Origin of the sequence: Sandaracinus amylolyticus (genome assembly GCF_021631985.1) — a bacterium.
Lineage (GTDB): Bacteria > Myxococcota_A > Polyangia > Polyangiales > Sandaracinaceae > Sandaracinus > Sandaracinus amylolyticus_A.
Map to the genome: position 1 here is coordinate 1,991,528 of NZ_CP070225.1, position 22,438 is coordinate 2,013,965.

Here is a 22,438-nt window from a genome sequence, read left to right on the forward strand (position 1 = left end):
GCGTGACGCCAGGCTCGCCCTCGGATCTCGTCGGACAGACGCTGATGGGCAAGCTCCGCGTCGACCGCGTGCTCGGCGCCGGCGGCATGGGCACCGTGTACGAGGTGGAGCACTTGATCACGCGCCATCGCCGCGCGCTCAAGGTGCTCCACGCGCAGCACGGTCAGTCGCACGAGACGGTCGCGCGGTTCATCCGCGAGGCCGGCGTCGCGGGCACGCTGCGCACGCCGTACGTCGTCGAGACGTACGATGCGGGCACGATCGAGGGCGGCGGCGCGGCGTACGTGCTGATGGAGCTGCTGCGCGGCCAGTCGCTCGCCGCGCTGCTCGAGGATCGCTACGAGCTCACGACGGGACGCGTGTGCGGCATCGCGTGCCAGGTCCTCGAGGGCCTCGCGGTCGCGCACGAAGCGGGCATCGTCCATCGCGACGTGAAGCCCGACAACCTCTTCCTCGTGCGCGACGAGCAGGGTCGCGAGCGCGTGAAGATCCTCGACTTCGGCATCTCGAAGTTCGTGCACGGCGCGCCGCACGACTACGCGGGCACGCTGACGGGCGAGGGCACGATGCTCGGCACGCCCTATTACATGTCGCCCGAGCAGGCATCGGGCGCGAAGGACGTCGACGCGCGCACCGATCTCTACTCGCTGGGCGTGATCCTCTACGAGGCGCTCGCGGGCACGCGACCCTTCGACGGACGCACCCTCGCGGCGCTCGTGATCCGCATCCACAAGGGCGAGTGCGAGCCGCTGCGCGTGCTCGCGCCGCAGCTGCAGCAGGGCCTGATCGACGCGATCATGCGGGCGATGAGCCCCGACCGCGAGCGACGCTTCCCGAGCGCGCGCGCGATGCTCGGCGCGCTGCTCCCGTACGCCGAGGGCACCTACGTCGCGTCGCTCGACACGCTGCGCGAGGCCGTCGCCGAGAGCGCGACGATGCAGGCGCCGGCCTCGACCCCGCGCCAGCCGGTGATCACGCCGACGCGCATCCACGCCGATCGCAACGCGGACCCCGCTGCGGTCACGCTCGACGCGGTCGCCGACGCCGAGCGACGTCGCTCCGCGATGGTGGCGCGCTCGCGCGGCATCCTCGTCGCGACCGCGCTCGTGATGTTGCTCGTCGGCGGCGCGGTGGTGTGGGCGCTGACGAGCGGCGGTGGGGGCGACGCATCCGTGAGCGCGGCCGAGCCCGATCATCCGATGCCTCCGCCGCCTCCTCCGGCGGCCGCACCGCCCGTGGAGCCGCCCCCCGCTGCGTCGACGAGCGTGGAGACGACGGTCGCGATCCCCGCGGTGCCCGACGTGCCCGCGATCGTGTCGCCGCCTCCCGACGAGCCGCCGCCCGTCACGGCTCCGAGCGAGCCCACGCCGCGCACCGGGCGCACCGGACGCACGCATCGCACGAGCGAGCCCGAGACCACGACGACGTCCTCGCCGCGACCGCGCGGCGCCGGTCGCGCGATCGAGCGCGACAACCCCTACTGACGCTCGCCGCGCCCGAGCTCGAGGCTCATGATCCGGACTCCACGTCGCGCGCTGATCCTCGTCCTGGTCGCGCTCTCCGTCCTCGTGCTGCTCGCTCCCGGTCGCGCCGTCGCGCAGAGCGCCCGCGACGAGGCGCGCACGCGCTTCTCGCGCGGCGTCGAGCTCTACGACGAAGGTCGCTACGACGCCGCGCTCGCCGAGTTCCAGCGCGCCTACGATCTCGCGCCCGCGGTCGCGGTGCTCTTCAACATCGCGCAGGTGCACGCCGCGCTCGGGCACGCGGTCGAGGCGGTCGATGCGTTCGAGCGCTACCTGCGCGAGGGCGGCGCGACGATCTCGCCGGAGCGACGCGCCGACGCCGAGACCGAGCTGGCGCGACAGCGCGCGCGCGTCTCGACGCTCGTGATCGAAGCGAACGTGCTCGGCGCGATCGTGTCGATCGACGACGTCGACGTGGGCACCACGCCGCTCGGCGAGCGGGTGCGCGTGAGCGCGGGCGAGCGCGTGATCGCGGTGCGCGCGCCGGGCCACGAGACCGTGACGCGCCGCGTGCGCATCGCGGGCGGCGCGCACGAGACGGTGCGCATCGAGCTGATCGAGTCCGCGTCGCCGCGCGCGTCGCTGCGCGTGCGGACGACGTTGCCCGGCGTCGAGATCCTCCTCGACGATCGTCCGCTCGGCCTCACGCCCTTCGACGCGAGCGTGCAGATCGAGGCCGGACCGCACCGCCTCGTCGCGCGGCGCCCCGGCTACCGTACGTTCGAGCAGAGCTTCGCGGCGCCGCTGGGATCGGAGATCCCGATCGACGTGCTGATGGAGCGCGATCCCCACGCGCCCGCGGGCGTCCTCGGCGAGATCGAGCTGCAGCTGCCCGACGCGGAGTGGACGGGCACGATCGACGGCGTGCGCATCCCGGCGCGACAGCGGCGCATCGAGGTGCCGATCGGCCCGCACGACCTGCACCTCGAGGTCGCCCAGCGCCGCCCGGTGCAGACGCGCGTCGAGGTCCCGATCGCATCGATCGAGACGGTGCGCCCCGCGCTCGCGTGGACGCCCGACGCGCAGCAGTCGGGGCATGCGGAGATCGACGCGCGGCACGTCGCGGGCGTGAGCACGATCGTCGTCGGCGTGCTGCTCGGCGTCGCGGGGACCGCGGGCTACGTGCTCAACCAGGACCAGTGGCGCGACATCGACGCCGAGGTCGCGCTGGTCCAGGCGAACTGCACGAACATCAGCGCGCCGGAGTGCCGCGCGCTGCACCCGCAGTTCGAGCTCTTCGAGGACTACCAGTCCGACATCAACCGGCGCCGCCAGCAGTACGCGACGATCGACGCGCTGACGATCACCGGCATCGCGCTCGGCGGCGCGCTGGCCGTCACCGGGACGATCCTGCTGCTCACGACGCCCTCTCACGGCGACTTCGATCGCGGTGCAGCGGCGCGCGTCGACGTCGGGGTGGGGCCGGGATCCGTCGCGCTGCGCGCGACGTTCTGATCACTCGCCGTACTTCGCGACGATCTCCTTCACGTAGGCGACGAACGCGTCCTTGTGGTGGCGCTCGAAGTTGTCCCACGTGCTGAAGCTCAGCGGATCTTCGACGCGATCGATGAAGATCCTGCCGTCGAGGTGATCGACCTCGTGCTGGAACGTGCCCGCCGAGATGCCCTTCACCTCGCGCTCCCAGGGCTGTCCGTGGCGATCCCACGCGCGCACCCGGATGTGCGCGACGCGACGCACGCGACCGCGGATGTTCGGCACGCTGAGGCATCCCTCGTAGTTGAGGAACGTCTCGTCCGAGAGCGGCTCGATCACCGGGTTGATCAGGATCGTCAGCGGGATGCGCGGTTTGTACGGGTAGCGCGGGTTCTCGCCGACCTCGATCACGCAGATGCGCAGCGGCTCGTAGACCTGCGTCGCCGCGAGCCCCGCGCCATTCGCGTCGCGCATCGTCTCGACGAGGTCGTCGACGAAGCGCTGGATCTCCGGGCTCTTCACCTCGTCGAGCGTCAGCTCGCGGGCGCGCTCGCGGAGGATGGGATGGCCGATCTGCGCGATCTTGCGGATGGTCATGGCCGAGCGATCCTGGCGATCACCTCGGGCGACGTCCAGGCCCGCGCTCCGTTTGCGGGAGGGGTCTTGGAAGACCCCTCCTCCCGACCGGCGAAGCCGGATCGGGGCCCTCCACCCCAAACGGTGCGCGCGGGGCCCCAGCCCCGCTTGCTCGTTCGGCACGGCGCCACTCACGCCGTCGCGAGAGACGGCGTCGCGCGCGCGCGCAGCTCCTCGGCGAAGCGCTGCACCATCGCGCGCTGCCCGCGATGCAGGTGCACCGTCGGTCGCGCCTCGCGCAGCTTCGCCTCGGCCTCGTCGACGTCGCCCGCCTGACCACGCGCGATGAGCAGCGCCGCCGCGAACGTCGCGCTCCGGCCGTGCCCCGCCGCGCAGTGCACGTAGACCGGCCCTTCGTGCGCCGCGATCGCGCGCGCCAGCCGCGCGAAGTCCGAGTAGCGCGGCACCGACGTGTCGAGCGCGGGCAGGCAGTGGTAGTCACGCCCGTCGCGCATCGCCGCGCCGCACGCGAACTCGCTCGTGAGATCCACGACCACGCGCGTGCCCGGCGGCAGTCCCTCGGCCCCGACGATGCGCCCGAGATAGAGCCCCGGCGCGACCTCGTTCCACGCGTCCTCGCGACGCCGCCACGCGTCCCACTTCACGCGCATCCACGCGACCACGTGATAGGGGAAGAGCAGCACGAAGTGCGGCGTCCGCAGCGTTCCGTCGTCGCGCTTGCCGAACACGCCCGGCCCGAGCCCGAGGTAGCCGAGCCCCACCGCGATCACCGCGAGCGCCGGCCACGTGAGCGCCCACGCGGGCCCGCCGATCCAGCCCGCGCATCCGATCAGCAGCAGGCCGAGGACGACCTGGAACCAGCCGAAGCGCATCAGCCTCCGCCCACCGCGTGCTCGACGTCGCGCACCGACTTCGGGATCGCGCTCGTCAGCACCTCGGACCCGGTCTCGGTCACCAGCACGTCGTCCTCGACGCGGATGCCGCGCACGTCGGCGAACCGCTCGAGCGTCGCGTGATCGATGCGATCGCGCGCGATCGCCGTGAGCTTCGGATCGCGCAGGATCGCGGGCACCACGTAGAAGCCCGGCTCGATCGTGACTGCCATCCCCGGCGCGAGATCGCGATCGAGGCGCAGGTACGAGAGCCCGAATTGCGTCGAGCGCGTGCGTCCCGGCGCGTACCCCGCGCGATCGCCGAGATCCTCCATGTCGTGCACGTCGAGCCCGATCAGGTGCCCCACGCCGTGCGGGAAGAAGAGCGCGTGCACGCCGTCCGCGACGAGCTCCTCGGGATCGCCGCGCAGCACGCCGAGATCGACGAGGCCGCGCGCGATCACGCGGCACGACGCGAGGTGCACGTCGCGATAACGAACACCGGGCGCGACCTTCTCGATGGCGGCGCGGTTCGCGGTGAGCACGAGCTCGTACATCGAGCGCTGGGTCTCGCTGAACCGACCGCTCACCGGCCAGGTGCGCGTCACGTCTCCGGCCCAGCCGCCCTCGGTCTCCGCGCCGACGTCGGCGAGCAGGAGATCACCGTCGCGCAGCTCGTGGCCGTACCCGTGGTTGTGCAGCACCTCGCCGTGCACCGTCACGATCGACTGGTACGAGGTGCCCATCCCGCGCGTCAGCAGCGCGCTCTCCATCGCGCCGCGGATCGCGTGCTCGCGCAGCCCGGCGCGCGTGGCGCGCATGCCCGCGAGGTGGGCCGCGGTCGTGCCCTCGGCCGCCTCGCGCAGCCCGCGGATCGCGGCCTGGTCGTGCACCAGACGCAGCGCGATCACCGCGTCGGCGAGCGTCGCGTCGTCGTCGCTGAGCGCGCCGTAGCGCACCGGACGTCCGAGCAGCTCGCTCTGTCGCTCGCGCGTCGGCGCGTCGATCGCCGGCAGCGTCGCGACGCGGCGCCCCGCGAGCAGGCGCGGCAGCTCGCTCGCGTCGCGCACCGCGCAGCCCACGGCCGCCGCGAGGTCCGCCAGCGTCGCGCTCGGCCCGTGCCAGAGCTCGTCGTCGTCGTCGGGCGTCTCGACGAAGAGCGTCGCGGCATCGCCCTCGAGCAGCAGGAACGCGCCGGGGATCGGCACGCCCGCGAGGTAGAGGAAGTGGCTCGCGGCGCGGAACGGCCAGGGGTTCGCGCGGTAGTTGCGAGGGCTCGGCGCGCCGGCGGCGATCAGGGCGGGCGCGCCCTCGAGCGCCGTCGAGAGGCGCGCTCTGCGCGCGACGAGCGCGGCGGTGTCGATCCGCGGGAGCAGCATCGGCGGAGTATAGGAGCCACGGCGGGCGCGGGCAGGAGCGCACGCACGTCCGCGCGGTGTGGCTGCTATGCTGCTCGCGAGTGCTTTCCGGCCGCCGCCCCGACCTCCCGGGACACCTCGCCCACGCGCCCACCGCGGTCCTGGTGATCGCGGTGACGCTGGTGGCGTCGTCGGCGCACGCCGACTGCGAGGCCGAGGCGTCGCTCTCGATCGGCGTCACGGTGCAACGCTGCACCGAGGAAGGGCGGCGCTGGTCGGTGGTGCACGCCGACCTGGCGGCGAGCGACGTCGGAGTGCGCATCGCGCGCAGCGGCGAGCGCGGGCAGACCGCGAGCGCGTGGCGGGCGTCGGTGCCCGGCGCGGTGGTCGCGGTGCAGGGCGGTGCGTTCCGCTTCCCGGGCTGGGATCCCGAGGGCCTCACCATCGCCGAGGGCGAGGTGTGGCCCGGCAGCGCCGACGACGGCACGCGCGCGGTGCTCGCGCTCGACGCGGAGGGCGCGGGCCTGGTCGTTCCCGCGGTCCAGACGGCCCCGGCCGAGAGCTGGATGCGCTCGGTGGTGTCGGGCGTCGAGGTCGTGCGCGCGGGCGCGCCGATCACCGGGTGCGAGGGCGGCGGGTGCGAGCGACGGCCCCGCACCGCGGTCGGCATCTCGGGTGACGGGCGCACCCTGGTGATCGTCGTCGTCGAGGGCTGGACGGCGACCAGCGAGGGCGTGAGCGATCCCGAGCTCGGCGCGCTCACGAGCGAGGCCGGCGCGCACGACGCGATCCGCATCGGCGAGGGCGCGACCAGCGCGCTCACCACCGCGGGCGCGGTCGCGGAGATCCCCTCGAGCGACGGCGCGCTGCGCGCCGCGGGCCCCTTCCTCGGCATCGTGAACCGCGCCGCGGGCGCGACCGGCCTGCTGCGCAGCGTGATGGAGCTCCCCGACCACACGCGCCTGCCCGGCGGGACGTACCGCGTGGAGAGCACCGACGGGCGCCTCGTCGCCATGCCGCGCGCCAACGCCAGCGCGTACTGGCAGCTCGACATCGCGGCGCGCACGTACATCGTCCACGCCTCGCTCGCCGGTTATCGCGACGAATGCAAGGTCTGCACGGTCCCGCCGGGGTACGAGGAGTGGTGCAGCTTCCAGATGACGCCGGGGAGCGGGACCGCGGAGTGCGCCGCGCCGCCGCGCGGGATCGACGCGGGCGTCTATCCGATCGTCGACGCGGGCGGGATCGACGCGACCGCCGAGGTCGACGGTGGATCGACGAGCCGCGGCATCGGCGGCGGGTGCTCGGTGAGCGCCGGTGCGCGCACGGATTGGCGCGCGGCCGCGATCCTCGCGATGCTCGCGACGGTGGGAGCTTGGATGCGACGAGGGAGGCGCGCGTGAGCGCGACGAGCCGGATCGGCCCGGGCACGGGTGTGCTCGCGACGGATGCGGGCGGCACGCTGGTGCTGCGCCGGGTGCGGGTGCGCGTGGCGTCGGGCCCGGATCGCGGGGCCGAGCGCGAGCTCGATCAGGGCACGATGGTGGTGGGCAGCCATCCCCAAGCGGATCTCGTGCTCACCGACAGCACGGTGTCGCGCTACCACGCGGAGCTCGCGCTCCTGCCCGCCGGGGTGCGGGTGAAGGATCTGCGCTCGACGAACGGCACGTTCGTCGGCGAGTCGCGCATCGAGAGCGTGCTGGTGCCGGTGGGCTCGGAGGTGCGGCTCGGCCGCACGCGCGTCGAGCTCTTGCCCTCCGACGTGCCGCTCCCGGATGCGCCTTCCGAGGCGACGCGCTTCGGTCGGCTCGTCGGCTCGAGCCCGGCGATGCGCCGGCTCTTCGGGCAGCTCGAGCGCGTCGCCGCGACCGACGTCGCGGTGCTCCTCCACGGCGAGCCGGGCGTCGGCAAGACCGAGGCGGCGCGCGCGATCCACGACGCGTCGAGCCGCGCCCGCGGGCCCTTCGTGGTCATCGAGCTCGGCGGCGTGCCCGCGGCGTCGGTGAGCGGCGCGATGGGCTCGGCGATCGGGGGCACGCTGCTGCTGGAGCGCATCGACGAGGCGAGCGGCGTGGTGCAGGACGCGCTCTCCGCGGCGCTCGATCGTCGGGAGCGCGAGGGCATCGACGTGCGCGTGCTCGCGACGAGCCGCGGCGATCCGCGCGCGCTGGTCGAGCGGGGCGCGCTGCGTCGCGATCTCTGGTTCCACCTCGCGTCGGTGCGCGTCGAGGTACCGGCGCTGCGCGATCGCCTCGAGGATCTTCCGCGCCTCGTGCACGCGCTGCTCGAGGAGCTCGGGTACCCGGAGCTGCGCCTCGGCGCGGCCGAGCTGGGGCAGCTGCGCGCGCAGCGCTTCGACGGCAACGTGCGCGAGCTGCGCCGGACCATCGAAGAGACGCTGCTGCGGAGCGCGGTGCCGGCGCGCCCGTCGTCGCCCCCGGGCGAGCAGGTGACGGACGAGCTCGCGCGGATGCCGTTCAAGGAGGCGAAGGATCGCCTGCTCGACGCGTTCGAGCGCGGCTACGTCGCGCAGCTGCTGGAGCGAGCGGGCGGGAACCTGAGCCGGGCGGCTGCGGAAGCCGGGCTCGATCGCAACCACCTCGCGCGGTTGGCCAAGAAGCACAACCTGCGCTGAGGGCCGGACACGGCCGAGCACGCGCACGCGGCACGTCCGTCTCGCGCGGTCGCGTACGTCGCCGGCAGAATGCCGTCGTGGTGCACGATCTCGACGGGATCGGACGGGCACTCTGGCGCGATCGGCGTGCTGGACGACGTTCGGGCGCGCCGAACCGACACGGGTCGCGCCATGCCGAGCTGCGCCGGCGCATCGTGCGAAACGGCGAATGGGTCGTGGAATCAGCGAGTTGCGCGCGGATGCGCGGCGACGACGCGACGCGGAGTTGTGCCGCGAACGATTCGCAAAATGGTCGATTCCTCAATGATTCTGCTGGTCGACTCGCGAAAATTGGCCGTTGGAAGCGTCTGGGGACCCCCGGCGCGACCGTAGGACTGCACGAGAAGGTCCCCAGACGCACGAATTGACCATTTCGGGCCTCTGGGGACCAAAACTCGCGTGTTCTGGCCATTTCGCCCGAGATCGCGGTCGCAGGTCGGGCGAAACGGCCAAGGGACGCGACGCCACCCCGAGACCGGTCTCTCGCGCCCGATCCGGCCCAGCTCCCGTTCCCGCGCCGACCCCGACCCGGACCCCGACCCGGTTTCCATTGGGCGTGCACTCCGCCGCGGGCGCGGACAGTCTGGCCGGACCATGACGCGTGCCGCCGAGCTCGAGAGCGCTTCGATCTTCCTCTCCGGGCCGATGGGCAGCGGGAAGACGACGGTCGGGCGCGCGCTCGCGGAGCGGCTCGGGGCGCCGTTCGTCGATCTCGACGCGCGCATCGAGGCCGAGCAGGGCGCGTCGGTGCGCGCGATCTTCCGCGACCGCGGCGAGCCCGTGTTCCGCGCCATCGAGCGCGAGGCCGCGGCCCGCGTCGCGAGCGAGCCGGGCACGCGCGTCGTCGCGCTCGGCGGCGGCACCGTGACCGACACCGCGACCCGCCGGATGCTGCTCGCGCGCGGCACGCTCGTGACCCTGCACGCGCCGCCCGAGGAGCTCGCGCGTCGAGTCGCGGGTGGCGACGATCGGCCGCTGCTCGCGAGCGCGAGCGACAGCACGCGCGTCCTCGCGACGATCCTCGAGGAGCGCGCCGCCGCCTACGCCGAGTGCCACGCGCGCATCGACACCCGGGGTCGCGACGCGAGCGCGATCGCCGACGACATCGTGCGCGTCGCGCGGGAGCGTCCGGTCGCGGTCGCGCTCGGCGAGCGCAGCTACCGCGTCGAGATCGGATCGGGCGTCGCGTCGCGCCTGGGCGCACGGCTGCGCGAGGCCGGGGTGTCGGGCACGACCGTCGTGGTCGGCGACGAGAACGTCGAGGCGCCGTGGGCCGCGAACGCGCGCGGCTACGTGGAGGGCGCGGGGCTGCGCGCGGCGCCGGTGACGCTCGCGCCGGGCGAGCAGCACAAGACGATCGGGTCGGTCGAGCGGATCTGGGACGCGGCGCTCGAGGCGGGGATCGATCGCCACGGCGCGGTGGTCGCGGTCGGCGGCGGCGTGGTGGGCGACCTCGCGGCGTTCGCGGCATCGACGATCCTGCGCGGCATCGTGCTCGCGCAGATCCCGACCTCGCTGCTCGCGATGGTCGACAGCTCGGTCGGCGGCAAGACCGGGTTCGATCGCGCCCAGGGCAAGAACCTGATCGGCTCGTTCCACCAGCCGCGCACCGTGCTCTGCGACGTGGACGCGCTCTCGACGCTCGATCGCGCCGAGCGCATCGCCGGGCTCGCCGAGGTCGTGAAGTCCGCGTGGATCGACTCGGAGGACGCGGTCGCGGCGCTCGAGCGCGACGCCGACGCGCTGCTCGCGGGCGACGCCGAGGCGACGGTGCGCGCGGTGCGGATGTCGGTCGCGCTGAAGGCGCGCATCGTCGCGGAGGACGAGCACGAGCGCGGGCCGCGCGCGCTCCTGAACCTCGGGCACACGCTGGGGCACGCCATCGAGGCCGCGAGCGGGTACACGATGCGCCACGGCGAGGCGGTCGCGCGCGGGATGGTCGCGGCGGTGCGGGTGGCGCGCACGCTGGGCGATGCGCGCCCCGACGACGAGCGGCGGATGATCGCGCTGCTGACGCGCCTCGGCCTGCCGACCGATCCCGAGCGCTACTTGGATGAGACCGCGCTCGCGTTCGTGGGCGCGGACAAGAAGCGCAAGGGCAGTGACGTGCGCTTCGTGTCGCCCGGCGCGGCCGGGAACGTCGGGCTGCGGATGGTCGCGATCGCGGAGCTGAAGCGCATCGCCACCGGCGGCTGACTCCTTGCCGGAGTGCTCGTCCCGGACGGGAGCGCGCGACGCGCGCGGACGGTAGGGACCGGCGGGCGAGCCGATCGCCTGCGGGAGTGCTCGTCCCGCAGGTCCCGGACGGGAGCGCGCGACGCGCGCGGACGGTAGGGACGGCGGGCGAGCCGATCTAGTGAGCCGCCTTTGACTGCAATTTGGCTGCGCCACGGCGGCGGGCGTACGCTGGATCCCATGCACGCCAGGGTTGGGTCGTTCCTCGCGCTTCTGCTCGCGCTCGCCGGCTGCGCTCCGTCGAACCCGGGCATCGAGATCGAGGGGGTGCTCGGTTTCGGCGAGATGTGCTCGGTCGACCCGGGCTCGGAGCCGACGTTCGTCCTGCTCCCGACGCTCGACACCTCGCCGGTCTTCGGCCGCGTGCGGACGCGGGGCATCCGCTACACCGCGAGCTTCCAGGTCGTGAACCGGTTCCTGAACCTCGGGCGCAGCGACTACCCGATCATGGCGGACCCGAACTCGTTCTTCGTCGAGGAGGCCGAGGTCGAGCTGCGCGGGATCGACGGCTCGCCGCTCGACCTCGGTGATCTGCCGTCGCGGTTCCGGGTGCCGGCGAGCGGCTTCATCCCGTCGGCGGGAGACGAGACGGAATTCGGGCGCGGCGCGTCGGTCGTCGACGTGATCCCCCCGGTCTACGGTGACGCGCTGGTGGGCCGCACCGGGATGATCGTCGCGGCGATCACGCTGCGCGGCACGACGTCGGGCGACTCGACGCAGACGACCGGCGAGTTCCAGATGCCGATCGAGCTGTGCGACGGATGCCTGTTCGTCTGCCAGGTGACCGACGAAGGCATGGCGGTCGACGCGCTCTCGTGCCTGGTCGGGCAGGACGCGGTGTCCGCCGCGGTCGAAGCCTGCCCCTGACCTCGGCGCGCTTCGCGCGCAACGACGGATCAAAACTCGGCTCGCCCGCCGGTCCCTACCGTCCGCGCGCTCCCGTCCGGTCCCCGCGGGACGAGCACTCCCGTAGGGACTACCGCAGCGCGCCGACGAACGCGTCGCCGAACGCGAAGCGCAGCAGATCGGCGAGCGCGCCCGACTCCGCCACCGCGTCCGCGAGCGAGCTCGGGGGGCGGATGCCGCGCTCCTGGGCCTCGAGCGCGCGCAGCGCCACGATCGACGCGCGCACGTCGCCCGACGCGACGAGCCCGGCGCGCGCGGCGCCGCCGAGCACCGACGCGCGCTGGGTGTCCCAGTCGAGCGTGCTCTCCGACTCGAGCAGCAGCTCGCGCACGTCGCGCTGGTTGCGGGTCGGGATGGTGCGCCAGAGCTGCGACGCGAGCGCGGCCGCCTCGCGCGCGACCTGCGCGCCCTCGGCGGGACCGAACGCTGCGCGCAGCGCCGCGTAGAGCGTCTGCCCCTCGTCGCCGCCGAGCGTCGCGAGCAGCACGTGCTCGGGCCGCGCGAGCTCGATGGCGCGCCCGAGCAGGAAGCGCAGCGAGCGATCGTCGCCCGGCGCGTCGGCGCCGACGAGGACCGCCGGCGGATGGGTGCGGATCGGCGTGACCCCCGTGCCCGCGGCGCGCGTCGCGAAGAGCGTCACGTCGTCGCCCTCGGGCAGCGCGTCGAGCGTGGCGGCGAGCGCGCGCCCGATGCCCGAGCCGGTGTGCGGCCCGACGCGATCGGTGCCGAGGATGCCGAGCTGCTGGAGCGTCACCCGGAAGAGCGGCAGCGCCGACTCCCACACCAGCGCGAGCAGCCGGCGCGCGCTCTCGTGCGCGGGGTTGCGCAGCAGCGTGCCGCGGGCGTCGGCGAGCGAGCGTGCGTCGAGCCCGAGCACCGGCGGCGCGCTGCGTCGCGGCTCGAAGGCGGCGAGCACCGCGCTCGCGACGTACGCCGCGCCGCGCGCGCCGGCCCGCGTGGCGATCTCGCCGAGCAGCTCGATCGCGGCGACGCGCCCGGGATCGATCACCAGCGCGGACCGCAGGAGCGCGGCCGCCTCGAGCAGATCGTCGTCGCTCGCGGCGAGCGCGCGGGCGCGGGCCTCGAGCTCGTCGAGCGCGTCGTCGTCGAGCGGCTCGTCCTCCGACACCGGCATCGCGATGGGGGAGGGACCGCCGGGCGCGGGCGGGAGCGAAGGCGGCGCGGGGAGCCAGAGGTCCATGCGCGACGGGCGGTCGCCGGGCTCGGCGGGCTCTTCCTCGTCGGGCTCGGGGAGCGCGACCGGCGGGCGCGAGGGACGCAGCGAGGGCGCGGCGTGGCCGTTCGCGGTGGAGACCGGGCGCGTCGAGGGAGGGCGGGGCGCGGTCGCGATCGGCGCCGGCGCGTACGAGGGCGCGGGCGCGTAGCTCGGGACCGGCGCAGGCAGCTCCGAGGGCGCGGGATGCGCGATCACCGAGACCGCCGACGCCAGCGAGCCCGAGCCCGCGGGCACGGCGACGCCGAGCTCCGCCGCGACGCGCTTGGCGTCGTCGCTGGTGGGATCGGTCTCGAGCGCCTCGCGCACCTTCGCGCGCGCTTCCTCGCGGCGCGCGGGATCGCGGCGCAGCCAGCTCGCGAGCTCCGCGAGGATGCCCGCGATCTTCGAGGGCTCCGGCTCCTCGGCGCGCAGCGCGGCGAGCGCCTCGTTCGCGAGCTGCTCGCCGCGGGCGAGATCGCCGCGCGCGACCGCGTGCAGGCGCGCGGCCTTCATCGTGAGGCGGGCCTTCTCGTCGGCCATCCACGCCTCGTCGGCCCGGCGTGCGAGCTCGCCGAAGAGGTCGCCGAACGCGCGCTCGCCGAGCTCGTGCGAGGCCTCGCCCATCCGCGCGCCGAGCCGTCCGAGCTCCTCCTCGAGCTCGCTGAGGCCGGTCTCCTTCCACACCGGGAAGAGCACCTCCCACGCGCGCTCGGGGCGGCCGATCTCCTGGTCGAGCAGGGTCGCGGCGCGGCGCAGCATCGCGAAGCGCACCATCGGATGCGGCGCGTTCTCGGCGAGCAGGAGCAGGCCGCGCGCGAGGGCGTCGAGATCGCCGGTGGTGCGCGCGAGGCGCTCGATCGCGGTGAGGATCACGCCGCTGCTCGCGGCGTGACGCGCGGCCTCGAGATACGCGTCGAGCGCGTCGCGCTCCGCGCCCGCACGCTCGAGCCAGCGCGCGCGACGGTAGAGCAGGGCGCGGCGACCGCTCGCCCCCATCGCGTGCGCGATCAGCTCCTCGTAGGTGCGCTTGGCGTCCTCGACGTCCTGGCGCTCGAGGGCGAGCTGCTCGAACGCGACGAGGAGCGGGCCGTGGCCCGGCACCGCGCGGAGGCCCTCGTGGATGATCTGGATCGCGAGCGCGAGGTTCCCCGCGTGGCGCGCGGCGCGCGCGGCGGCGCGCTCCCAGAGCCGTCCCGCCCACGCGCCCTCGGCGCGGCGCGCTTCGTCGCGCATCACCGCGACCGCGGCCTCGGGGCAGTCGATCGCGACCAGCACGCCCGCGGTCCTCGCGACGCGCAAGAGCGAGGGCTCGTCGGCGACCGGCGGGAGCTCCTCGAGCGCGGCGCGCGCGAACGACTCGGCGGCGGAGGGATCGGCGAGCACCTGCATGCTCGCGGCGGCGAGCCCGAGGCGGCCCTCGAAGCGCTCGTCGTCGCTCGCGCCCTCGGCCACGCGCAGCGCGAGCGCGGCCATCAGCCGGTCGTGCTCGCCGGTGCTCGCGTAGATCTCGGCGAGGCGGGTGATCGACGTCTCGTCGCGCGGCACGCGCGCCAGGACCCGCAGCAGCGCGCGCGCTTCGCCCGCGACGTCGCCGCCGCGCGCGTGCTGGGCCGCGATCTCGCGGAGCGTCGCGATCGCGTCGTCCTCGCTCGACGCGGCGAGACGGCGCTCGAGCGCGGCGATCACGAAGTGCGGCGAGCCCGCGCGCTGGGCGAGCGCGCCCGCGATCTCGCGCAGCGGGACGCCGGCCTCGCCGAAGCGATCGGCGCTGCTCACCGCGAGCGCGCCGGCGCGCTCGATCGCGCCCCGCGCATCGAGCGCGGAGAGCGCGTCGGCGATCGGGCCGATGCTCGCGGGCTCGCACCGCGGATCGCGGGTGAGCGCCTCGACGGCGCGCACCGCGAGCTCGATCTCGCCCTGCTCGAGCGCGACCTGCAGCGCGTCGCGCCACGGCTCCGCCTGGTACGGCGCGAGCCGCGCCCAGCGCTCGATCGCGTCGAGGCGATCGTGCTCGCGCTCGGCGGCGCGCACGTCGGCCGCGAGCAGCGGCGGCATGTCGCCCACGAGCGCGCGGGCCCGGGCGATCGCCGCGGGCGGCGCGCTGCCACGATCGCTCGCGAGCCGCCGCGTGAGGATCAGCGCGGCCTCGGCGGCCTCGGGATCGGCGAGCAGCGCGTCGATCGCGGCGACCCGTGCGCCCTCGCGATCGCCCGCGGACTCGCAGCGCGCCGCGAGGCCGGTGAGCGCCCGCGCGCGGTCGGGGGGAGCGAGCGCGAGGCGCGACTCGCGGGCGAGCGCATCGCGCACCAGCGCGTCGTCGCCGAGGCGCGACGCGGCACGGCGCAGCCGCACGATCGCCTCGCGGTGGCCGGGCACTTCGTTCAGCACGCGCAGGCACGCGCGCGCGACGGCGCGATGATCGCCGCGCACCGCCTCGAGCCCGGCGATGCGCAGCAGGCGCCGCACGCGCTCGATCCGCCGCCCCTCGTTCTCGACGCGCCGCTCGAGCACCTGGATGCGGCCCGCGATGTCGCCGCGCAGCGCGAGGATGCGCTCGAGCAGGTCGCCCGCGCCGTCGTCCCAGCCCTCGTCGATCATCCCGGCGAGCAGCGCGATCGCGCGCTCGCGACGCTCGGGATCCTGGGCGAGGATCGCGGCGAGGCCGCGGGTCGCGTCGCGTCGCTCCGAGGGCTCGCCCTGGCGCGAGAGGCGGTCGAGCTCCGCCGCGCGCTGCATCGCGGGGCGCATCGTGCTCTCGAAGCGCGCGCGCGCCTTCGACATCGGCTCGCCGCCGAGCGCGGCGGCGACCGAGCGTGCCCACGCCGCGCGCAGCGGCTCGCGGGTCACGTCTTCCGCGGTCCGCGCGAGCTCCTCGAGCGCGGCGGCGCGCGCGGCGTCCGAGGTCCAGCCCGAGGCGCGGATCGCCCGCTCGAGCGCGTCGGCGAGCAGCATCGGATCGGCGGCGGCCTCGGCCTGCTGCTGCACCGCGGCGCGCGCGCGCTCGTCGGTGGGCTCGACCTCGAGGCAGCGGATGCGCAGCTCGAGCTCCCAGCTGCCGTCCCCGGCGATCTCGAGGCGCGCGTCGGCGGCGCGGGTGAGCCAGAAGAGCCGCGCCTCGGGCGGGCACACCGTCGCGAGCTCCTCGAGCACCACCGCACGCTCGACCAGCGCGCCCGCGGCCTCGAGATCGATGTCGAGCGGCTCGTAGAGGACCTCGAGCTCGGGCTCGTCGTCGAGCGCGCGGAGGAGCATCTCGGCGGCGAGCAGCGGGCGCTCGTCCATCTCGGCGCGCTCGGCGGCCTCGAGGCGGAGGCGCCGACGCAGGTCGGGCTCGCTCGCGCGACGCGCCGCGTCCGCGCGCAGCGCGATCGCCGCGGGCCCGCGCCCTGCCGCGGCCTGCCACGCCGCCATCGCGTCGGCGGCGTTCTCGTGGCCGGGCGCGATCGACCACGCCGAGCCGACGAGGTACGCGCCGCCCTCGGGATCGCTCTCGCCGAGCTGGACCGCGGCGCCGAGGAGCTCGTCCGCGGCGTCGGTGGCGCGTCCCTGCGCGAGCAGGATCGAGGCGGTGATCGCGCGCGCGTCCGCCGCGCGTGCGCCGGTCGCCGCGGCGCGCAGCGCCGAGAGCGCGATCTGGGTGCGCCCGATGCGACGCGCGAGCAGCGCGTAGGCGATCAGCACGTCGTCGCGGCGCGGTCCGTCACCGGCGGCGCCGACCGCGGCGCGGCCGTACGCGAGCGCGAGCTCGGTGTGGGCGCACGCGGCGCACGCGTCGGCGGCGGCGAGCAGCGTCTCGGGATCCTCGGCGAGCGCGGCGGCGGCCTCGCGCAGGGCGCGCTCGCGCTCTTCGACGCTCGCGTAGCGCTCGAGCCAGGTCTCGGCCGCGGCGCGCCACGCGGCGGCACGCTCGACGGCGGGCGCGCCCGACTCCTCGAGCACCGCGATCTCGCGCTCGAGCGGATCGAGCGCGTCCTCGAGCGCGCGCGTCGCGGGCGGGAGCTCGGGCAGCGTGAGATCGAACGTCTCGATCTGGGCGAACGCCTGGGCGGCGCCGGGCGAGAGCTGCACCGCCGCGGGCCGGGGCGGCGGGATCGAGGCGGCGCGCGCCGGCGGGATCGAGATGCTGCCCGGGCGGATCGACGCGTCGCTCGCCGGCGCGGGCGCGGCGAGCGAGGGGAGCCGGCGCGCGGGCGCGGGCGCGCTCGCGCCGGGCGTGACCACCCGCGCGAGCCCGGCGCGGACCAGCGCCGCGATGCGTGACGCGGCGGCGGGCGCGCTCATCAGGAACGCGGCGATGCGCGGCTCCTTCGCGCTCTTCTCGGCGGCCTCGAGCCCCGCCCAGCGACGAGCGCGCGCGGTGTGCGGGCCCTCGAGCCACTCGAGGCGATGGGTCGCGCGGGCGCCGACCTGCTCGGCGTCGCCCTCGGCGGCGCGGCGCTCGAGCGCGTCGAGCACCAGCGGCACGAGCGAAGCCTCGGCGGAGACGTGGGGCGGCGGCGCCTCGGGGCGGAGCGCCGGGACCGCGCGGCCTTCGCTCTCCGCCTTCCCCATTCCGCGCACGAGCCGGTCGAGCCAGAGCGCGCGCAGCGTCTCGGCGAGCGCATCGTGCGAGAGCAGCGTCGAGCCCTCGGGCAGGCGATCGGGATCGGACGAGAGCCGCCCGAGCGCGGCGCGCTCTTCCTCGCGGATGCGCCCCGTCTTCGCGAGGAACTCGTGGAGCGAGGGATCGCCGGGCGCACGTCGCACGTCGACCACGCGGCCGCGCCTCAGCACCACCGTCCGCTCTCCGACCTCGACCGCGCCCTCGGCGCCCCGCTCGTCGAGCTCGAGAAGGAAGCGCGCGATGGGGCTCGGCGATGGCGCCCAGACCTCCGTCACGCGCGCGACTCTATCACTGTGCGCCAGAGGGGAAGGGGCTCTCTTCGCGGGCTCGAGCACTCTCGAAAGATCGGCTCGCCCGCAGGTCCCTACCGTCCGCGCGCGTCGCGCGCTCCCGTCCGGGACCTGCGGGACGAGCACTCCCGCAAGCGATCAGCGCACGTCGAGGCCGATCGGGAGCGCGAGCACGACCGGCTGGTCCGCGCGCAGGAAGCGCGCCCAGCGCAGCGCGTCGGCCGCCGGGCCCAGCTCGGCGCGCACCAGCGCGGCCGCGGCGTCCTCCGCGGGGTCGCCGCCCTGCATCGTGTGCATCAGCGTCTCGATCATCGTGCGGCGCGCCGGCCACTCGACGACCTGGGTGTCCTCGGGGAGGCTCGCCTGCTCGCGCGCCATCGCGATCGCGGTGCCGAGCCCACCCAGTCGATCGACCAGGCCGCGCTCCAGGCCCTGACGGCCGCTCCAGATGCGGCCCTCCGCCGACGCGAGCACGCGCTCCTCGGGCATCTCGCGGCCCTCCGACACGCGACGCACGAAGCGGCGGTACGTGCTCTCCATGATCCGGCGCAGCACCGCGCGCTCCTCGTCGGTGAACGGCGCCGACGGCGAGGACCAGCCCGCGTGCGCGCCGCGCGTGATCGTCTCGGCGTGGACCCCGAGGCGCGACATCAGCGCCGACGCGTCGACCTTGCCGCCCACCACGCCGATCGAGCCGACGATGCTCGCGGGGTGCGCGACGATGTCGTGGCCCGCCGACGCGATGTAGTAGCCGCCGCTCGCCGCCATGTCGCCGACCGACACGATCACCGGCTTGCGCCCCGCGATGCGCCGCACCGCGTGCCACATGCGATCGCTCGCGAGCGCCGAGCCCCCGGGCGAGTCGATGCGCAGCACGACCGCCCTCACGTCCTCGTCCTCCGCGAGCTCGCGCATGCGACGCACGAAGGGGCCCGACTGGCCGGTGCCGGTGCCGCTCTCCTCGGCGTCGGTGATCTCGCCGTCGAGGTAGGCGAGCACGATGTGGGGCCCGACCGCCTCGCTCTCGGGCGGCTCGCCCGAGGTGAGCGCGCCGAGGAGATCGCCGAGCGTCACGTCCTCGGGCTCCGGCGTGAGGCGCACCCGCACGTTGCGGGTCGCGCCGCCCGCCTCGCGCGCTCGGGTGCGCGCCTCGTCGTCGTACTCGATCGCGTCGACGAGGTGCGCCTCGAGCGCGGCCGCGCTGTCGTAGGGACCGGCGTCGAGCACCTGCTGCGCGTGCGCGGCCTCCATGCCGCGACCGCTCACCATCGCCTGCACCAGGCCCGACTGCAGATCGTCGAGCAGCGTGCCGAGCGACTCGCGCATCTCGGGCGACATGTCCTGCCGCGTGAAGGGCTCGGCCGCGCCCTTGAACGAGCCGACCTGCAGCAGGTCCGCGCTCACGCCGATCGAGTCGAGCAGCGAGCGCGCGTAGAAGACCTGGGCGGCGACGCCGACGGTGTCGAGCATGCCCGCGGGCGTCACAGTGATGCGGTCGCACGCCGAGGCGGCGAGCAGGTAGCCGGCGTTGTCGATCGTCTCGAAGTGACAGTGGACGGGCTTGCCCGCGTCGCGCACCGCCTGCAGCGCCTCGCGCAGATCGTCGATGCGGCCCCACGCGCCGCCCATCGGGCCGAGGCGCAGGAAGAGCGAGACCACGTGCTCGTCGGTGCGCGCGTCGTCGATGCGCTGCACGACGTCGCGCAGCGCGGGCTGCGGCGCCTCGAAGAACGTGGGCTGCGCCGACTCGGAGGGCGGCGCGAGCAGGACGATCTCGCGGAGCTCGCGGCGCGCGGGGTTCGCGTCGGTCTCGGTGTCGAGGGCGGCGGGATCGCCGCCGCAGGCGAGGACGAAGAGCGCGGTGAGCGAGGAGAGAGCGCGACGCATGCGGACGCGATCGTAGGGCCAGCGCTCGCGGAATGCTCGTGGGGTCGAGGATTTCGCGGGAGGCCCCCGCCGCGTGTCCGAACGCTCCGTGCGAATGCGAGGGAGGCCCCGGACGCGTGTCCGGACGCTTCCTGCGAATGCGAGGGAGGCTCCCGACACGTGTCCGGACGCTTCGTGCGAATGCGAGGGAGGCCCCGGACGTGTGTCCGGACGCTTCGTGCGAATGCGAGGGAGGCCCCGGACGCGTGTCCGGACGCTTCGTGCGAATGCGAGGAAGGCCCCGGACGCGTGTCCGGACGCTTCGTGCGAATGCGAGGGAGGCCCCGGCCGCGTGTCCGGGCGCTCCCTGCAAATCGGGGGGCCGGTCTCGCCGTGCGATCAGGGCTCGGAGTCGATCGCGGGAACGTCGCTGGGCGGCGGGGTGGTGCTGCCGCGCGGACCGGGGAGCTCGTCGGGCGCGGTGGTCGGCGCCGTATCGGGCGCCGGCTCGCTCGGCTCGGGCGCCGGCTGCGGCGCCGGCTCGGGGGTGCTGCTCGCGCCGAGCTCGGTGCGCAGGCGGTCGGCCTGACGGCGCGCGATCGACGCCCGCGACCCGTTCGGCGCGCGCTCGAGGTAGCGCTCGTACGCCGCGAGCGCCTGCTCGCGCTGGTTCAGCCGGCGATGGGCGTCACCCACGCCGATCAGCGCGTCGGCGTAGCCGCGATCGGCCGCGCCCTCGAGCTGGGTGAGCGCGGCGCGCACGTTGCCCTCGGCGAGCATGACGAAGCCGAGGCCCGCGCTGGCCTCCGGGCCCGCGCGCTCGCGCAGCGCCTGCTCGTAGAGGGCGCGAGCGCGGCGCGTGTCGCCGTTCTCGAGGCGCTGCTCGGCCTCGCGCACCAGCGCGTCGTAGCCCCGCGGCATCGCGGGCTCGACCGGCGGGGACGCGACCGTCGGGGTCGGCGGGGGCGGCGTGGTGGTGGTCGTCGTCGTGGGCGGCGGAGGCGTCGGGGTCGGCGCGATCGCCGCGACCGGCGTGCCGGCGTCGGTGCCCGCCACGACCGGCGCCGCGGGCGGACGTCCCGCCTCGATCGCGGCGCGCATCGCGACCGCGATCGGGTGCTCGGGGACGCGATCGAGCACCGCCTGGAGCTGGAGCTGCGCCGCGCTCACGTCGCCGGCCGCGAGCTGCGCGCGCGCCAGCAGGAGCCGCGCCCGGACGAGCCCGGGATCCTCCGCGACCGCGCGCTCCGCGAGCGGGCGGGCCGCCGCGATCGCCCCCGCCTGATCGGCGACCAGCAGCGCCTCGACGCGCAGGCCCTCGGCCGAGGGGGCGCTCCGCAGCGTGCGCGCGCGATCGAGCCGCGAGCGCGCGAGCGTCGGATCGCCCGCGAGCCTCAGCGCGTCGCTCAGCGCGATCTCGGCGTCGGCATCGCCTGCGCCGTGGCGCGCGGCGGCCTCGGCGTGCTCGCGCGCGTCCTCCGCGTGCTCGGCGGCGTCGCGGCGCAGCGTCGCCGCCTCGCCGCGCAGCGTCGCGTCGCCCTCGGCGCGGGCCTCGAGATCGAGCGCGTCGAAGGTGTGCTGCTGCGCGATCAGCGCGTGCGCGCGCGAGAGCCCGGTGAGCGCGCGCGCGTCGTGCTCGCGGAACGCGAGCGCCTTCGTGTACTGCGCGATCGCGTCGTCGTAGCCGTCCTCGTGGTCGAGCCGCAGCGACGTGTCGCCCGCCGCGACGAAGGGCGCCGCACGATCGGTCTCCTCGCCCCCGGCGATCAGGCCCGCGATGCGGTCCCAGCCGGCCGCGACGCCGCCGGCGATCGCGAGCAGGAACACGAGCGCGACCCACAGCCCGCTGCGGCTGCGCGCGCGCGGGCGTGCCGGCTGGTCGTCGTCCTCGTCGACGTGCAGCGGGCGGAACGACGCGCGCTTCTCGCCCGAGGGCGTCGGCGTGCGCGGCGCCGGCGTCGACGGCATCGCGGGCCCACGCGGCGGCGGCGGGAGCGGCGCGGGGGTCGAAGTCATCGCGGGCGCCGGCGGGCGCGAGGTCGGCGGCGCGGCGCGCGGCGGGGCGGGCGGTCGCGCCGAGGGCGCGCGGATGCCGCCCGGCGTGGTCGAGTGCGCGTCGGGCACCGGGCGCGGCGCCGACACCGAGCCGGTCCGAGGCGCGGGCGAGGGCACCGGCCCGCCGGGCGGCGGCGGCACCGCCATCTCGAGGGTGCGTCCCTTGATCTCTTCGACCGACGGCAGCGGCTGCGACGACGGACGCGGCGGCGGCGCGCTCGCGCCGCCCATGCCCAGCATCGTCGACTTGCCCGCGCCGCGCCCCGCGGGCGGCGGCGGTCGATCGGTGGCCGGCGCTTCGACCGTCGGCGCGAACGGGCGGGGCTGGTCGGTGCGCCCGGTGGGATCGGTACGCCCGGTGGGGTCGCGTCGCGTCGCGCTCGCGCCGGTGGGATCACGCCGCTGCGTGCCGGTCGCGTCGCGCCGCTCGCTGCGGGTCGCGTGCGCCGCGGCGAAGAACGTCTGCAGCTCGGCGATGTCGCCGAGGCGCTTCCATCCCTCGCCGCTGCGCGAGATCTCGTCGTCGGGCGTGAGCTGACCGAGCGTGATCTTGCGCTGCAGATCCTTCAGCGACGCGATGCTCTCGCTCGCGCCTCCGGCCGCGCGGCGCACGGTCCACACGCGCGCGTCGCCCGCAGGCGCGCTCGACGCCGCGGCCGCGCCCGGGCGGAACACCTTGAAGAGGTGCCCGCAGTTCGTGCACTTGACCGTGGTCCCGCGCGCCGCGACGAGCGTCTCGTCGAACTCGTACTCGGTCCCGCAGCGCTCGCAGGTGACGTCCATCGAAGCGTGTTCCGGTGGGTGACGCG

General features: G+C 75.5%; 12 protein-coding genes. 6 read left to right on the top strand and 6 right to left on the bottom strand.

Annotation, left to right across the window (positions count from 1 at the left end; translation table 11 throughout):
• Nucleotides 1–2 precede the first annotated feature (2 nt).
• Both I5071_RS08130 and I5071_RS08135 read left to right on the top strand, forming a co-directional pair.
• Nucleotides 3–1,484, top strand: a complete 1,482-nt coding sequence (locus tag I5071_RS08130; protein WP_236604839.1) for a serine/threonine-protein kinase — start codon at nucleotides 3–5, stop codon at nucleotides 1,482–1,484.
• 27 nt (nucleotides 1,485–1,511) lie between these two features.
• Nucleotides 1,512–2,978: a PEGA domain-containing protein gene (locus I5071_RS08135; protein ID WP_236604840.1), complete on the top strand. Its 1,467-nt coding sequence runs from the start codon at nucleotides 1,512–1,514 to the stop codon at nucleotides 2,976–2,978.
• On the opposite strand, the gene def is transcribed toward I5071_RS08135, so the two are convergent.
• From def to I5071_RS08150, 3 genes are all read right to left on the bottom strand, one after another.
• Nucleotides 2,979–3,554: a peptide deformylase gene (def, locus tag I5071_RS08140; RefSeq protein ID WP_236604841.1), complete on the bottom strand. Its 576-nt coding sequence runs from the start codon at nucleotides 3,552–3,554 to the stop codon at nucleotides 2,979–2,981.
• Nucleotides 3,555–3,724: 170 nt separating this feature from the next.
• On the bottom strand, nucleotides 3,725–4,426 hold the full coding sequence (locus I5071_RS08145) for a dual specificity protein phosphatase family protein (RefSeq protein WP_236604842.1): 702 nt from the start codon (nucleotides 4,424–4,426) through the stop codon (nucleotides 3,725–3,727).
• On the bottom strand, nucleotides 4,426–5,805 hold the full coding sequence (locus tag I5071_RS08150; RefSeq protein ID WP_236604843.1) for an aminopeptidase P family protein: 1,380 nt from the start codon (nucleotides 5,803–5,805) through the stop codon (nucleotides 4,426–4,428). Before I5071_RS08150 ends, I5071_RS08145 begins: the two co-directional genes overlap by 1 nt.
• An 80-nt stretch (nucleotides 5,806–5,885) precedes the next feature.
• Here I5071_RS08150 and I5071_RS08155 point away from each other — a divergent pair, with 80 nt between their 5' ends.
• The 4 genes from I5071_RS08155 to I5071_RS08170 all read left to right on the top strand — a co-directional run bounded on the left by I5071_RS08155 (nucleotide 5,886) and on the right by I5071_RS08170 (nucleotide 11,560).
• Nucleotides 5,886–7,187 carry a phosphodiester glycosidase family protein gene (locus tag I5071_RS08155; protein WP_236604844.1) on the top strand — a complete coding sequence of 434 codons (1,302 nt, stop codon included), beginning with the start codon at nucleotides 5,886–5,888 and terminating at the stop codon, nucleotides 7,185–7,187.
• Complete coding sequence (locus I5071_RS08160) at nucleotides 7,184–8,419, top strand: sigma-54-dependent Fis family transcriptional regulator (protein WP_236604845.1); 1,236 nt, start codon at nucleotides 7,184–7,186, stop codon at nucleotides 8,417–8,419. Before I5071_RS08155 ends, I5071_RS08160 begins: the two co-directional genes overlap by 4 nt.
• Before the next feature lie 633 nt (nucleotides 8,420–9,052).
• Nucleotides 9,053–10,654 (top strand): 3-dehydroquinate synthase, encoded by a 1,602-nt coding sequence (gene aroB / locus I5071_RS08165; protein ID WP_236604846.1) that lies wholly within the window; start codon nucleotides 9,053–9,055, stop codon nucleotides 10,652–10,654.
• Between the two features lie 219 nt (nucleotides 10,655–10,873).
• Nucleotides 10,874–11,560, top strand: coding sequence for a hypothetical protein (locus I5071_RS08170; RefSeq protein WP_236604847.1), 687 nt, complete (start codon nucleotides 10,874–10,876; stop codon nucleotides 11,558–11,560).
• 109 nt (nucleotides 11,561–11,669) lie between these two features.
• Here I5071_RS08170 and I5071_RS08175 read toward each other — a convergent pair whose 3' ends face one another.
• From I5071_RS08175 to I5071_RS08185, 3 genes are all read right to left on the bottom strand, one after another.
• The gene (locus tag I5071_RS08175; protein ID WP_236604848.1) at nucleotides 11,670–17,693 is read right to left on the bottom strand and encodes a hypothetical protein; all 6,024 of its coding nucleotides are present in this window, start codon (nucleotides 17,691–17,693) and stop codon (nucleotides 11,670–11,672) included.
• Between the two features lie 153 nt (nucleotides 17,694–17,846).
• On the bottom strand, nucleotides 17,847–19,595 hold the full coding sequence (gene sppA, locus I5071_RS08180) for a signal peptide peptidase SppA (RefSeq protein WP_236604849.1): 1,749 nt from the start codon (nucleotides 19,593–19,595) through the stop codon (nucleotides 17,847–17,849).
• Nucleotides 19,596–19,973: 378 nt separating this feature from the next.
• The gene (locus I5071_RS08185; RefSeq protein WP_236604850.1) at nucleotides 19,974–22,412 is read right to left on the bottom strand and encodes a tetratricopeptide repeat protein; all 2,439 of its coding nucleotides are present in this window, start codon (nucleotides 22,410–22,412) and stop codon (nucleotides 19,974–19,976) included.
• Nucleotides 22,413–22,438: the final 26 nt, after the last annotated feature.